General features: G+C 37.5%; 11 protein-coding genes and 1 riboswitch. Of the genes, 10 read left to right on the top strand and 1 reads right to left on the bottom strand.

Annotated features, from left to right (window positions below; all coding sequences use genetic code 11):
* The 9 genes from F823_RS0106325 to metK all read left to right on the top strand — a co-directional run.
* Positions 1-281, top strand: a 281-nt coding sequence (locus F823_RS0106325) for an integrase core domain-containing protein (protein WP_019595503.1), incomplete at its 5' end; no start/stop codon positions are given.
* A 342-nt stretch (positions 282-623) separates the two neighbouring features.
* Positions 624-1,877, top strand: a complete 1,254-nt coding sequence (gene murA / locus F823_RS0106320; protein WP_002844145.1) for a UDP-N-acetylglucosamine 1-carboxyvinyltransferase — start codon at positions 624-626, stop codon at positions 1,875-1,877.
* Positions 1,878-1,913: 36 nt separating this feature from the next.
* Positions 1,914-2,924 carry a rod shape-determining protein gene (gene mreB, locus F823_RS0106315; protein ID WP_002844136.1) on the top strand — a complete coding sequence of 337 codons (1,011 nt, stop codon included), beginning with the start codon at positions 1,914-1,916 and terminating at the stop codon, positions 2,922-2,924.
* A gap of 66 nt (positions 2,925-2,990) precedes the next feature.
* Positions 2,991-4,139, top strand: coding sequence for a glycosyltransferase (locus tag F823_RS0106310; RefSeq protein WP_002845899.1), 1,149 nt, complete (start codon positions 2,991-2,993; stop codon positions 4,137-4,139).
* A 1-nt stretch (position 4,140) separates the two neighbouring features.
* Entirely contained in the window at positions 4,141-5,349 is a 1,209-nt protein-coding gene (locus F823_RS0106305; protein ID WP_019595502.1) for a nucleotide sugar dehydrogenase, read from the top strand.
* A 12-nt stretch (positions 5,350-5,361) separates the two neighbouring features.
* Positions 5,362-6,462: a non-hydrolyzing UDP-N-acetylglucosamine 2-epimerase gene (gene wecB / locus F823_RS0106300; protein ID WP_002844123.1), complete on the top strand. Its 1,101-nt coding sequence runs from the start codon at positions 5,362-5,364 to the stop codon at positions 6,460-6,462.
* Positions 6,463-7,680: a glycosyltransferase gene (locus tag F823_RS0106295; RefSeq protein ID WP_019595501.1), complete on the top strand. Its 1,218-nt coding sequence runs from the start codon at positions 6,463-6,465 to the stop codon at positions 7,678-7,680.
* A 16-nt stretch (positions 7,681-7,696) separates the two neighbouring features.
* Positions 7,697-9,268, top strand: coding sequence for a murein biosynthesis integral membrane protein MurJ (gene murJ, locus F823_RS0106290; RefSeq protein WP_002845895.1), 1,572 nt, complete (start codon positions 7,697-7,699; stop codon positions 9,266-9,268).
* Positions 9,269-9,426: 158 nt separating this feature from the next.
* Positions 9,427-9,526, top strand: a riboswitch (SAM riboswitch).
* Between the two features lie 110 nt (positions 9,527-9,636).
* On the top strand, positions 9,637-10,821 hold the full coding sequence (metK, locus tag F823_RS0106285; protein WP_002845894.1) for a methionine adenosyltransferase: 1,185 nt from the start codon (positions 9,637-9,639) through the stop codon (positions 10,819-10,821).
* Between the two features lie 292 nt (positions 10,822-11,113).
* Here the strand turns inward: metK and F823_RS0106280 are convergent, their stop codons facing one another.
* The gene (locus F823_RS0106280) at positions 11,114-12,301 is read right to left on the bottom strand and encodes a YkvI family membrane protein (RefSeq protein ID WP_002844138.1); all 1,188 of its coding nucleotides are present in this window, start codon (positions 12,299-12,301) and stop codon (positions 11,114-11,116) included.
* A 274-nt stretch (positions 12,302-12,575) separates the two neighbouring features.
* On the opposite strand from F823_RS0106280, the gene recD2 reads away from it, so the two are divergent.
* On the top strand, positions 12,576-14,798 hold the full coding sequence (gene recD2, locus F823_RS0106275; RefSeq protein WP_002845892.1) for an SF1B family DNA helicase RecD2: 2,223 nt from the start codon (positions 12,576-12,578) through the stop codon (positions 14,796-14,798).
* Position 14,799: the final 1 nt, after the last annotated feature.

The following is a 14,799-nucleotide window of genomic DNA, read 5'->3' as shown; positions in this document are numbered from 1 at the left end:
AGAGTGCATTTGAAAAAGCTGCCAACAATCTTGGTATCACTATTAAACGAACAAGACCATATTCACCATGGCAAAATGGAAAAGTAGAAAGAAGTCACAGGGAAGATGGTAAGATTTTATATAATCGAAAAGTATTTACTAGCGAAAAAGATCTGATAAATCAGGTGGCAAAGCATGAAAGAAGATATAATAGTACGGCAAAAACAAGTTTAAAATTTAAAAGTCCAAATGAAGTTGTAGAAGAGTATTTCAAAAATACAGCCTGCTATTGTGAAAATTAAAATGAACTAAGTCAAGGTACGCAAAGCTTTACTCCTTGACTTATCCATTTATAATTTTCGATAAAATGGCAAGTATTTTGAAAAACTTTCTCGTAAGTGTAACATATGTATTGACAACTAAGAGGCTGTTAAAAGAAAATAGATACTTATTCTTGTTAATAAGTCCAAGATTTGATATAATTATATAAGAATGCGCAAAGAAGGGGGTACTATACTCCTTTCTAGCGGGTTTGTAATCATTTACAAGCCTTTCATCTATCTGGTGGGTTTTTAAATGGCGATAAACATAGTGCTAATTGTTAGCAGAGATTATTATATTATTTTAGATTTAGGAGAGTAAATATGCCGAGGATTAGAGTTAGAAAGAGTGACCCATTAAAGGGTAATGTAAAGATAGATGGGGCTAAAAATGCGGTATTGCCAATTATAGCAGCGACATTACTAGCCAATGATATATGCGTACTTAAGAGTGTACCTAACCTTAGGGACGTTCATGTAATTTCAGACTTACTAAGACACTTAGGTGCAAAGGTTGATTATAGGGATGGAGTTTTAACAGTTGACTCTACAAATATAATAACATACGAGGCACCATATGATTTGGTTAAGAAGATGAGAGCATCTTTTTTGGTGATGGGTCCACTTCTTGCTAGATTTAACCATACAAAGATATCTATGCCAGGTGGTTGTGCTATAGGTACAAGACCTATAGACCTACACTTAAAGGGCTTTAAAGCTCTTGGGGCTAACATAAATATGGATCATGGTTTTGTTGAAGCCAAGACTGAGGTTTTGAAGGGTAATAAACTATACCTAGATTTCCCATCAGTTGGAGCTACACAGAATATAATGATGACAGCAGTACTTGCTGATGGTGTGACTATAATAGAGAATGCGGCAGAGGAACCAGAAATAGTAGACCTTGCCAACTTCCTTAATGAAATGGGTGCATCTGTAAGAGGAGCAGGTACTAATACAATAAAGATAAAGGGTGTAAAGTCACTTCATGGTGCTGAACATACAATAATACCTGATAGAATAGAGGCTTCTACTTATATGGTGGCAGCTGCTATGACTAAGGGTGATGTAACTATAGAAAATGTAATAATAGACCACCTTAAACCAGTAATAGCCAAGCTTACAGAAGCTGGTGCTCAGGTTATAGAAGGTGAAAATACAATCAGAGTTGTTGGACCAGAATCTATAAAACCAATAGATATCAAGACTCTACCACATCCTGGATTCCCAACGGATGTACAGGCCCAGTTTATGGCTATGCTTACAGTAGCCCAGGGAACTGGTGTGGTTATAGAGACTGTATTTGAAAACAGGTTTATGCATGTAAATGAATTTAATAGAATGGGTGCCAACATTAAGATTGATGGTAGAAGTGCTGTAGTAAACGGAGTCAAATCTCTAGTTGGAGCTGATGTGACAGCAACTGACTTGAGAGCTGGAGCAGCCCTTATCCTTTGTGGTCTAATAGCAGATGGTATTACTAATATTGGAGAAATATACCACATACAGAGGGGTTATGTAGATATTGACAAGAAGTTTAGACAGCTTGGCGGTAATGTAGAAATAGTAGAAGACTAGAAATAGTCCTATTTTAATAGATGTGGAGGTTTTATTATGGCTGGAATGGATATAGGAATAGATTTAGGCACAGCTAACGTATTGATAGTAGTGGACGATAAGGGTATTGTTCTAAGTGAGCCATCAGTGGTAGCAGTCGATAATAGAATAGATGAAGTGATAGCAGTAGGTAATGAAGCCTATAAGATGATAGGTAGAACACCAAAAGATATAGAAACTATAAAGCCTATGATGAATGGTGTGGTATCAGATTATGACAATGCTGAAAGAATGCTAAAGGGTTTTATTTCTATGCTAGGAGAAAAAAAAGGTATGGGAAAGATTGTCATGCCTAGGATCATGGTATCTATACCTTCAGATATTACAGATGTAGAAAGAAAAGCAGTAGAGGATGCTACCAAGCAGGCAGGTGCAAGAGAAGTCCTTCTAATAGAAGAGCCGGTTGCCGCTGCTATCGGTGCAGGAATAGATATAACAAAGCCAGGTGGTCACCTTGTAGTAGATATAGGTGGTGGAACATCTGATGTTGCTGTAATTTCTTTAGGTGGAACAGTAATTTCCAAGTCAATCAAGACTGGCGGAAATAGGTTCGATGAAGATATCATCAGATATATAAAGAGAAACTATAATGTTATTATAGGAGAGAGAACAGCTGAGAAAATCAAGAAAGACATAGGTTGTGCTTATAGAAGGCAGGAAGAGAGATTTATCAAGATAACAGGTAGAGATCTTACTAATGGTCTTCCAAAGGCAATTACTGTGAGCTCAATAGAAATAATGGATGCTATGAGTGGCAGCGTAAACCAGATAACTAACTTAGTTACAAAGGTATTGCAGGATACTCCACCAGAGCTGGCTTCTGATATAGCAGAGAATGGAATAATGCTGACAGGTGGCGGATCTTTACTTTATGGAATGGATAGAAAAATATCAGAACTAACAGGTCTTAGAGTTAGACTAGCAAAAGACCCAATCAGTTGTGTGGCATTAGGTACAGGTATAGCCCTTGGATCAGTAGAGCTACTAGAGATAGCAGGAACTGTATAATGAATTTATTTATGCCTCTTACATTTGTATAGATTGTGGGAGGCATTTTTTATAGGAGTTGGATAAATGAGAGTATTAATAGCGAGAAACTCGGACGCACCTACTAATGCCAATATACGTAGGGTCTTGGAAGCCCTGACATCAGCAGGTCATAGCGTGGTAGTCCTGTCTCGTAACAGGGCATGTGATGAGTCTTTAAAAGGCTACATCAAAAAGACAATCAAGATAAATAATTTAGAAATAGACAACTATGAGTTACAATTATCAGGCAAGACAGAGAGGGGTATGAAAAATTTCACTACCCTAAAATCTTATATGGATAGCCTTAAGTCGTGGATGAAAGACAATGTAGACAAGTTTGATGCTATCCACGCCTTTGACCTAGATACAGGTCTTGTGGCCAAAAAAATAGCAAAATCATACAATAAGCATCTAGTTTACCATATAGCAGATTTTTATGTGGACTCAAGGGCAAAGATACCAGGACTCCTAAAATCTATTATAAGGTCTATGGAGTATTCTATAATAAACTATGCAGACAATACTATAATATGTACTGAGGAGAGAAAAGATCAGATAGCTGGGGCAAGACCAAGAAAGCTAACAGTTGTTCACAACACTCCTAGTATAGACTTTGATGTTAGTAGCTATATAGATCAGTCGATGGATCTTGACCACAAGCTGACACTAGCCTACATAGGAGTCCTGTCTAAGAGAAGATTCATAGATCAGGCTGTGGATTGTATGATGGATATGAAGGATAGCCAGATGATACTTGCCGGTGGTGGAGACCTTGTTGATTTTGTTAAAGAAAGAGCCGACAAGACAGATAATATCAAGTATATGGGCAAGGTGGATTACGAGGATACCTTTGATATATACAGCAAGTCAGACCTTATGTTTGCAGTATATAATCCTCAAATAATGAACCATAAATATTCAGCTGCAAATAAGATCTATGAGGCTATGTTACTCAAAAAGCCGATAGTTGTTGCCAGGGGTACTTCTATGGACAAAATAGTTGAGAGGTACGACATCGGTTTTGTGATAGACTATGATAAAAATGAATTTAGGGACCTACTTTATAAATTAGAAAAAGATAGGTCTATAATAGATAAAAAGGTTGAGAATATGCAGGGAGTCTACGAAAATTACTCTTGGGAGACTATGAAAAAAAGGCTCATTGATGTGTATTCAGATTTGGAAAGGGACTAATATGATAAATGTAGTGGGCTTGGGTTATATAGGCCTACCAACATCTTTGATGTTGGCATCTAAGGGCCTTGAAGTTGTAGGAACAGATTTAAATCAGAATATAGTAAATAACCTAAAAAGCCAGAATGTAACATTCAAGGAAGACGGACTAGAAGACCTACTAAAAAAGGCTATAGAAAATAAGATAAGATTTACAACAGAATATGTTGATGCTGATGTATATATCATTGCAGTACCAACACCATACGATGGGTCAAGCAAGAAGATAGACCCTGCCTACTTGATCTGTGCTACTAAAAGTGTAGTAGAAGTAGCTAGTGATGGGGCTATACTGGTTGTAGAGTCAACTATTTCGCCTGGTACTATAGATAGAATAGTAAGACCTATAGTTGAAGAATCAAATAAGTCAATAGACTTAGTCCATGCACCAGAGAGGATACTACCTGGTAGTATGATTAAGGAATTGGTGAATAATTCTAGGACTATAGGAGCGGATAAGCCAGAAGTTGCTGAGAAGGTAAAGAGTATATACGGTTCTTTTTGCAAGGGAGATATTGTACTTACAGATATAAAGACAGCAGAGATGTCCAAGGTAGTAGAAAATACATACAGGGACATAAATATAGCCTTTGCCAATGAACTTGCCAAGATATGTAGACAGGACCATATGGATGTCTATGAGATAATAAAGATAGCCAACAAGCATCCTAGGGTCAATATACTTACTCCGGGACCTGGTGTTGGAGGACATTGTATATCCGTTGATCCTTGGTTTTTGGTTGGAGACTACCCAGAACTTGCTAGGTTGATTGGCACTGCGAGAAAGGTCAATGATTCAATGCCGACCTTTGTACTTGATAGGTTAAGGGACATAATGAAAGATAATTATATAGAAGATATGTCTAGGGTAGGCATCTATGGAATAACTTATAAGCCAAATGTAGATGATACAAGGGAATCACCTAGCCTTCAGTTTTTAAACCTGCTAGATGATGATGAAAGATCTTTGATAAAAATATACGATCCTATGGTAGAACCTTCAAGATATGAGGGCATGGTAGAGGGATTTGATGAATTTTTAGGTGGAATTGACCTTGTACTAGTAATGGTTGACCATAAGCAATTGTCAGTCAATGAAGATAAATTAGAGGGTAAGATTATTTTTGATACAAAGAATATTATAAGAAAGTATCCAACTTACAAGCTATAAGGGGGTGAGTGTATGAAGAAAGTTATGCTGGTATTTGGTACTAGGCCAGAAGCCATAAAAATGGCACCAATTGTTAAAGAACTTAAAAGTAGAAAGGGAATAAAAACTATTGTCTGCGTTACAGCCCAGCACAGGCAGATGCTAGACCAGGTGCTGGATGTATTTGATATAGTACCAGATTACGACCTAGACATAATGAAGAAATCTCAAACCCTAGCCTATATTACATCATCTGTTTTGTCAAAAATAAATGAAATTATAGAGCTTGAAAAACCGGACTGCATGATGGTCCATGGTGATACGACTACAACATTTACAGCTGCCCTAGCAGCCTTTTATAACCAGGTCAAGATAGCCCATGTTGAAGCTGGACTTAGGACCTACAACAAGTACTCACCATATCCAGAAGAGATAAATAGGCAGATGGTGGGACTAGTGGCTGACTTTAATTTTTGTCCAACAAATATGACTAGGGACAACCTCCTAAGAGAGGGCAAGGATGAAAAATCTATATTTGTCACTGGTAACACAGCTATAGACACCCTAAAGTATACACTTAGTGAGACCTACAAGGATCCTTATATTGATTGGCTGGGCCATGATAGGTTGATTTTACTTACAGCCCACAGGAGAGAAAATCTTGGACAACCTATGGAGAGGATATTTGCCGCTATAAAGGACTTGCTTGCAAGCTATGATGATATAAAGGTAATATATCCAGTCCACAAAAACCCAAGAATTATAGACCTAGCCAACAGGGAGTTTGAGGGCTGTGACAGGGTAAGGCTAATAGAGCCCCTAGATGTCGTTAGCTTCCACAACCTTATCAACAGGTCCTATATGGTGATGACAGACAGTGGTGGTATCCAGGAAGAAGCCCCATCTATGGACAAGCCGGTCCTTGTCCTGAGGGATGAAACGGAAAGGAAAGAAGGTCTTGAAGCTGGAACCCTGCTACTAGTCGGAACAGACAGGGAAAAGATAGTGAAATGGGCTAAGAAGCTCTTGGATGACAAAGACCTATACAATAAAATGGCCCAAGCTCAAAATCCTTATGGAGATGGAAGGGCCAGTCAAAGAATAGTAGACATAATAGAAAGAGGTACATTTTAGATGAATATTTTTTACCTAGTTAATATGAATGAAAATAATATAAAGGGTTTGTTTACTGCTAATCACGAAAAGCTTCTTGCCCTAGAAAACTTAATAGGTAAAGAAGACGTACTAAATGTTTACTCCGTCCAATTTTATGATGTCGGTATATCCAAATTTTTGAAAAAGATAAAAAAGAAAAAAATATTTGTAAATAATGGCCCTTCTTTTGAAATTGATGGAAGAGTATATAAAAAAGATTATCTAAAGGTAGACCTGTTTGCAAGAAAAATAGAAAAGCAAGATGACGATTACAAAAAATATGAGCCATTTATTGAAGCTCATAGAAAAGAAATAGAAGCGTGCGACATAGTGGTTGCCCAGTGGGGCTATCCCCATGGTAGGCTTGCCTATCATATAGGTAAAAAGTTTGATAAGCCTTACTTTGTCCAGTACTATGGCAGTGATATACATACAAATCCATTCAGGGACTCAAATGTAAAAAAGAAGGTTTTAGATGTCCTAAATAATGCAGCCAATAACTTCTTTGTAAGTGACGTCCTAAGAAAGACTGCCAATAAGCTAGGCTGGAAGAAGGACAACTATAGTCTGACTAAGAACGGTGTCAATTTTGATAAGTTCTTTGATATTGGGGAGTCTAGAAAAGACCAGTTAAGAAGAGAACTTGGAATAGAGCCTACAGATACAGTGATAGGATATGTAGGCAGCCTTACAGAGGTCAAGCGTTCTGATAAGTTGGCTGAGATATTCTCAGGTGTAGACTCAGTCAAAAAATGCAAATACCTACTTGTGGGCGATGGAGACATGAGAGACCTTGTCGAGTCCCAAGTCAAGGAGGCTGGACTAGATGTCATATTCACTGGCAACGTATCAATAGAAGAGGTAAATGAATACCTCAACCTTATGGATATAATGGTATTGCCATCTAGAAGAGAGGGCTTTGGAAGCGTAATAGTAGAGGCCAACTCCCTAGGGGTCCTTGCTATAGGATCTGGCTCTGGAGGCATACCTGAAGTAATAGGAAACCCTGACTATATAGTCCAAGAGGGTGAAAATTTTGAAAAGAGATATGCTGAAAAAATCCTAGACTCTATCAATAGGGGCTGGAATAAGGAAGCTTTAAAGGAGAGGACAAGATTGGAATATGGTTGGGACCATATAGCCAGTATTGACCTAGAGATAATGAGAAATTATATGAAAATAAAAAGGAATCAGTAAAGAGGAGAATTTAATAATGAAGAGTAATAAGGTTGTAAAAAATGTCGTCCTCTTGATGAGTCTGACCCTATTGTCAAAATTTGTGGGATTTTTCAGAGAGCAGGTAATGAGCTATTACTACGGAGCATCCATGTATAGTGATATATATTTCTCTGCCTATGACATACCCAAGATACTATTTTCTCTTTTGGCAGCATCCCTAGCTACAACTTATATACCTATGTATAACAGGGTGGTTGAGGAAAAAGGAGAAGAGAGAGCCAACGTATTTACCAACAATGTTTTGAACTTGACCTTGCTAGTTGGATTTTTAATATCTGTAGTGGCCTTTATATTCATGGAGCCTATTGTAAAAGTATTTGCATATGGGTTCAAGGGCGAAACATTTAATGAAACAGTCAAGTTTACAAGGATTATGCTAGCAGGTTATATATTCTCAGGCATGAGCTCTGTAGTCAGTTCATTCCTCCAGAACAAGGATGATTTTCTTATATCGGGAATAACTGGCATACCCTATAATGTAATAGCAATCCTATCTATAGTTATAAGTATATACACAAACAATATATATATACTACCGATTGGGGCAAGTTTGGCCCTGTTTTCCCAGTATATAATCCAGTTGCCGAAATCATTTAAGCTAGGTTATAAGCCTATGCCAGTAATTGATTTTAAAGACAAGTATGTGCTGGATATGTTATTTTTGGTAGCCCCTGTATTGGTATCTACATCAGTGTCACAGATTAATAGGGCAGTTGACAAGACCCTGGCATCTACACTAGTTGTAGGATCCATGTCATCACTTAACTATTCCAACAAGCTGATGGGATTTTTTATAGGTATATTTATAACAGCTATAAGTATAGTAATATTTCCGCAGTTGTCTAAGATGTCATTTGACAAGGACAAGACAGGATTTAATAACCTTATAAAGAGGTCTGTAAATATAGTCTATATAATGATTATACCTATTACATTTTTGTGTATAGTCTTGGCAAAACCTATAATAATGGCCCTATTTATGAGGGGGGCCTTTGATATGAGGGCAGCCAATCTTACTACAAACGCCTTTATATTCTACTTAGTTGGCATGATAGGCCTAGCAATGAGGACCGTTGTGATGAAGGTTTTCTACTCTATCGGAGATACAAAGACACCTATGGTAAACTCTACTATATCAGTCCTGCTCAATATAGGCCTTAGTATAGCCTTGGTAAAGCCTATGCAAAATGGAGGACTTGCCCTAGCGACTAGTCTATCATATATAATATCTATGATAATGCTTATGAATTCACTGAAAAAATCTATTGGAGACTACGGTGAAAAAGAAGTCATGTCATGTATTGCAAAGGTCTTTGTAGGGTCTATAATCATGGCTCTTATAGCCAAGTTAGTATATGACTTTATAGTAGGTATGGCAGGAAGTGGAGGCCTTGTAAACTTTGTAGGTCTGATCATAGCGGCTGCAATATCTACATTGGTATACCTTTTGGTTGTTAAGTTGCTAAAGGTAGATGAAATTGACTACCTATTCAAGGAGTCTAAAAATGGAATTAAAAAGCTTAAGAATAAGCTGGCTAAAAATTAAGGTGAATTGAAAAGGTAAATTCCACACGAGGGTGGAAGTTACTTTTACAAGTGACAAGTTAAAAATTAAATACAAAAATATGTTGACATCACACTAAACAAGTGTTAATATATTTTAGTAACTAGAATAACTGATATGCTAATGTGAGTTGGCATATCACCTTATCAAGAGTGGCAGAGGGACAGGCCCTATGAAGCCCAGCAACCGGAGAATTTACGGTGCTAAATCCTACAAGATTTTTATCTTGAAAGATGAGGTTTGCTATAATTATTGAAATTAAAGCCTCTTCATTTTTCATGGAGAGGTTTATTTTTTTCTTATATAGGAATAAGGCACCAGAGTAATTGTATTTTAGAAAGGAAAAGTTAATGGCAAGACATTTATTTACATCAGAATCAGTAACAGAAGGACATCCTGACAAACTTTGTGACCAGGTGTCAGATGCGATACTTGATGCCCTTATTGAAAAGGATCCAACATCAAGAGTAGCTTGTGAGACAACAGCTACAACAGGATTAATATTAGTAGCAGGAGAAATATCTACAAATGCATATGTGGATATTCCAAAGATAGTAAGAGATACAGTAGAAGGAATAGGATACGTTAGAGGAAAATTCGGATTCGACGCTGAAAACTGTGCTGTAATAACAGCTATAGACGAACAGTCAAATGACATAGCTATGGGTGTTGACGAAGGACTGGAATCAAAAGAAGGTGAAAAGGTAGAAGATGAGATAGAAAAGGTTGGAGCAGGAGACCAGGGAATCATGTTTGGTTTCGCTTGTAATGAAACACCAGAATTGATGCCACTTCCAATATCTTTAGCCCACAAGCTATCTAGAAAGTTAACAGAAGTAAGAAAGTCAGGAGAGCTTGCCTACCTAAGACCAGATGGTAAGACTCAGGTAACAGTAGAATACGAAGATGACAAGCCAGTGAGAGTGCATACAGTACTTATATCTTCCCAGCATGATCCAGAAACTACTAACGACCAGATAAGAACTGACCTAATAGAAAAGGTAATAAAGACTACAATACCAGCAGAATTATTAGATGATGAAACACTATACTACATCAACCCAACAGGAAGATTTGTTGTAGGAGGACCACACGGAGATACAGGTCTTACAGGCAGAAAGATTATCATAGATACATATGGTGGATACTCAAGACACGGCGGTGGAGCATTCTCAGGAAAAGACCCTACAAAGGTTGACAGGTCAGCTTGTTATGCAGCAAGATACGTTGCCAAGAACATAGTAGCAGCAGGCCTTGCAGACAAGTGTGAAATAGAACTAGCCTATGCCATAGGTGTTGCTAGACCACTATCTATATTTGTAGATACTTTTGGAACTGGAAGACTAGACAATGAAAAGCTAGTTGAGATAGTTAAAGAAAACTTCGACCTAAGACCAGGAGCAATAATAAAGAACCTAGATCTTAGAAGACCAATCTATAAGCAGACAGCAGCATATGGACACTTTGGAAGAACAGATATCGACATCCCATGGGAAAAGACAGACAAGGTTGATATCCTGAAAAAATATTTATAAGATAGACTAAATTGAATGCATAATAGGCAGTTGTAGATTTGTAATCTATTCATAGAATTTGAAATATCATAAGCTTAACTCACTGAAAGCTCTATGCGCGAAGCGCCGGTCCGCTTTCCGTCGTTCGTTTTCGCTTTGATATTTGTAAATTCTATTTTATGATTATAGAATCTACAAACTGCCTATTTTTTGCTATAGAGTTAATCTTTAAAAATTTTTTGGAATCAACCTGTCTTGTGGAAAGAGTCGGAATAAGGAAAGAGACAGTAGAAAACTACTGCCTCCAAATAAATTATGCTTCTAATTTCTCGCCTTTGTCTCTTTTCTTTATATTCTTATATCCTAGTATCCATAATGGTAATATTATAAATGCCCAGTTGAATATTCCTAGGTACTTGTAGGCAACCTGTACAACCCACATAAGTCCTAGCTTAGATACTGCGTAGCACACTAGCAAGCATACGAAACTTATAATAGCCTTTCTTAGAACAGGCTTTGAATCCATATTCTTTAGCACATATGGGTCAAGTCTCTGTACCATACCGAATATAAATCCTACTGCTGTTGTTATAAGAGCTAGGAATAGTAGTATTGGGTAAAGTACTGCAAGCACTGGTATGTTTAGCTGGTTTACTATAAACACTGTTGGAAGCTTTCTAGTAGCTTCGTCTAGGTAGATGTGTGGCATCTGTGAGAATATTAATAGGCATATACCAACTAGCATAAGTATGTTGATTACCGCACCCATTATCATGGCACCCTTAGCTTCTTGCTTGAAGCTACCACCCTTGAATGATGCTGCTATACCACCTATGGCACTGATCTGGAATCCAGCATAAGTAAGTCCCCATAGTAGTGAGTTACCTATATTTCCTGGTACTGTGTCAGCACTTCCTGAGATAGACCACTTAGCTGAGTTTGGATTTACATATCCTTCCCTAAATAATCTTGCTATATCTGGAGCAAATTTTATAAGTCCTGCAACCAACACTATAGAGATGATTACTAGAATAGCACTTGTCATTATCATGGCATTTTTTCTTACTAGGTTCTCTCCAAATATACAAAGTATAGTTACTATTATAAACATTGCTATTGATCCAACGGCTACTGGTAGTCCTAGGTACTGGTTACCAAGCAGACCTCCTGTAGCTATAGTAGCGGCTGTAGCAGCTATAGTAGTTATTATAATAGAGAAGTCCATAGCAGGTGTCAAAAGCTTTGATGCTGAACCGAATGCTTCTTTAGACCACAAGTCATAACCCCACTTGTCTGTTTGCCTTGCAGTTTCTAGTCCTATATAATAAGTGAAAGCAATAATTGCAAAAGTGATTATAGGCATGAAAACTCCAAACCATCCATGGTTGGCAAAGTATTGTAACTCCTGTGTACCAGAAGCAAATCCTGCCCCGCAGTGGGTAGAAAACCAAACTGTGGCAACACCGATACTGATTGACGTAAAATATTTGTTCTTACTCATTTCAGAATACCTCCTTTTAAGTTTGTCTATATTATATCACTTATAAGAGAATAATTAAACAACAATAATGTCACAAATTTCAAGGGTCATCCTGATTTATCCTTAACTTTACTTATAAAACTTATATTAATTATGTATAATTGAATAAACTTTACCAAAAACATTGTTAAAAAAGGTGAATATACTGAAAAATTTTGATAATTAATATGTGGCCCTTTTTTCACAAAAATAGGCTATAATATTAATAGTGAGTTAAAAGATTGGAGGTGAGATCATGGCAAAATTAGAAGGTACTGTTAGTGATATAGTTTTTGCAGGTGATAATGGTTATGTTATAGCTAGGATGAAAATTGAAGAATCTATTGAGACTATAGTAGGTTATTTGCCAGGTCTTTCTACCGGAGAGAATATTGAAGCTGAGGGTGAGTGGACTGTGCACGAGACTTACGGAAGGCAGCTAAGGGTTGAGTCCTACCAAGTTGTAGTACCTACTACTATAAGTGGTATTCTATCCTTCTTGTCATCGGGTGTGATAACGGGGGTAGGTCAGAAAATGGCCAAACGTATAGTGGACAAGTTTGGTGTTAGGAGTCTCGAGGTAATACAAAATAGCCCAGAGGATCTTCTTAAGATAGAGGGTATAGGTCCCAAGAAGTTAAAACCCTTAGTAGAATCTTACAGGGAAAATATGGGTGTTAAAAATGTAATTATACAGTTATCCCCATTCGGCATAACTCCAAAAATGAGTATGAAGATATACAAAAAATATGGTGAAACTTCCATAGATGTAGTTAGAGAAAATCCCTACCAACTAATAGATGATATTGTTGGCATAGGCTTTAGTATAGCCGATGGGATAGCTAGTGGTAATGGTCTAGCTAAGGATTCTAGCTACAGGATAGAGCAGGGCATAATTCATATACTAAAAAATTCTATAAACAATGGCCATACATTTTTGCCAGAGACAATACTCTTGAAGGAGGCTCAAAGGTTACTTGATATAGAACTTGAGAAAATAGAAGTCTCAGAGTATGACTTGATCATAAGTAGGAAGATAGTAGTTGAAAAGTATGGCGATGAAAATATGGTGTACCTAGCAAGGTACCATAAGGCAGAACAGGATGTTAGTACTAAGATTTTGGAACTGGTTGCCAATCCTAGAAAGGACCTAAAAATAGACCTAGACAAGGAACTTGAACGCTTTCAAGAAGACAATGGCATATTCTTGGCAAATGCCCAGACTCAGGCTGTAAGGGCTGCTTTTGAAAATGGAGTCATGGTCCTAACTGGTGGACCAGGTACTGGTAAGACTACTACAATCAACACTATTATAAATATGTTCAAGAAAAATAAAAACAGGGTTGTATTAGCAGCGCCTACTGGTAGAGCAGCCAAGAGGATGACTGAGACCACAGGAGAAGAATCCAAGACTATACATAGGTTACTTGAAATGGCCTTTGATGCGGATGATAGGGTCATATTTGTAAAGAACGATGAAGAACCTATAGATGCCGATGTAATAATAGTGGATGAAGCATCCATGATAGATATATTCTTGATGGACAACCTACTCAAGGCAATGTCAGCCAAAACAAGACTTATTCTAGTAGGGGATGTGGACCAGTTGCCATCTGTAGGAGCGGGTAACGTATTATCTGATATAATAAATTCGGGTGTAGTTACAACAATCAAGCTTACGGAGATATTTAGACAGGCCCAGGAGAGTGACATCATAGTCAATGCCCACAGGATCAACTCAGGTCATGATATAGTTGCCAATAGGAAGGGAGGAGACTTTTATTTTATAAATGCAGACACTGATGAAGAAATATGTGACCAGATAAGGTCCCTACTCGGTGGAAGACTGGAGAAGTTCTACAAGGCAGATTCAATCAAGGATATGCAGGTTCTTTCTCCTATGAGAAAGGGGACAGCTGGTGTAAACAACCTAAATACGATCCTTCAGTCAAGTCTAAATCCATACAGGTCTGACAGGCTTGAGGTTGAACTTATGAAGAGGACTTTTAGGGTTGGAGACAAGGTAATGCAGGTCAAGAATAACTACCAAAAGAAGTGGGAGGACGAGGCCACTACTGACTCTGGTGAAGGCATATACAATGGAGATATTGGTTACATCTACCATATAGACAAGCAGGCCAAGCAGATTTATATAATATTTGACGAGTACAAGATATACAAGTATAAGTATGACGAGCTAGACGAGATAGAGCATTGTTTTTGTACGACTGTCCACAAGAGTCAGGGGAGTGAGTTTCCAGTGGTTATAATACCGATGACATGGGGACCACCTATGCTACTTTCTAGAAATCTTATATATACTGCTGTTACAAGGGCAAAAAAACTTGTAGTAATTGTAGGTATGAAAAAATACCTAGACCATATGATAAAAAACAATAAAAACAATGAAAGATTTTCTAATCTTGACTATAAAATCATGAAGCTTTGGAATAATTATTATGAAGATTTGATGGAGTAGT

Origin of the sequence: Peptostreptococcus anaerobius VPI 4330 = DSM 2949, assembly GCF_000381525.1 — a bacterium.
GTDB lineage: Bacteria > Bacillota > Clostridia > Peptostreptococcales > Peptostreptococcaceae > Peptostreptococcus > Peptostreptococcus anaerobius.
Note: the sequence above shows the minus strand (reverse complement) of the source record. Positions and strands in the feature narration are given on the sequence as shown.

Excerpts from the sequence above, each read along its gene's own strand:
- metK (WP_002845894.1), top strand. The coding sequence starts at position 9,637 with ATGGCAAGACATTTATTTACATCAGAATCAGTAACAGAAGGACATCCT.
- F823_RS0106305 (WP_019595502.1), top strand. The coding sequence starts at position 4,141 with ATGATAAATGTAGTGGGCTTGGGTTATATAGGCCTACCAACATCTTTG.
- murA (WP_002844145.1), top strand. The coding sequence starts at position 624 with ATGCCGAGGATTAGAGTTAGAAAGAGTGACCCATTAAAGGGTAATGTA.
- F823_RS0106310 (WP_002845899.1), top strand. The coding sequence starts at position 2,991 with ATGAGAGTATTAATAGCGAGAAACTCGGACGCACCTACTAATGCCAAT.
- recD2 (WP_002845892.1), top strand. The coding sequence starts at position 12,576 with ATGGCAAAATTAGAAGGTACTGTTAGTGATATAGTTTTTGCAGGTGAT.
- mreB (WP_002844136.1), top strand. The coding sequence starts at position 1,914 with ATGGCTGGAATGGATATAGGAATAGATTTAGGCACAGCTAACGTATTG.
- F823_RS0106280 (WP_002844138.1), bottom strand. The coding sequence starts at position 12,301 with ATGAGTAAGAACAAATATTTTACGTCAATCAGTATCGGTGTTGCCACA.
- F823_RS0106295 (WP_019595501.1), top strand. The coding sequence starts at position 6,463 with ATGAATATTTTTTACCTAGTTAATATGAATGAAAATAATATAAAGGGT.
- murJ (WP_002845895.1), top strand. The coding sequence starts at position 7,697 with ATGAAGAGTAATAAGGTTGTAAAAAATGTCGTCCTCTTGATGAGTCTG.
- wecB (WP_002844123.1), top strand. The coding sequence starts at position 5,362 with ATGAAGAAAGTTATGCTGGTATTTGGTACTAGGCCAGAAGCCATAAAA.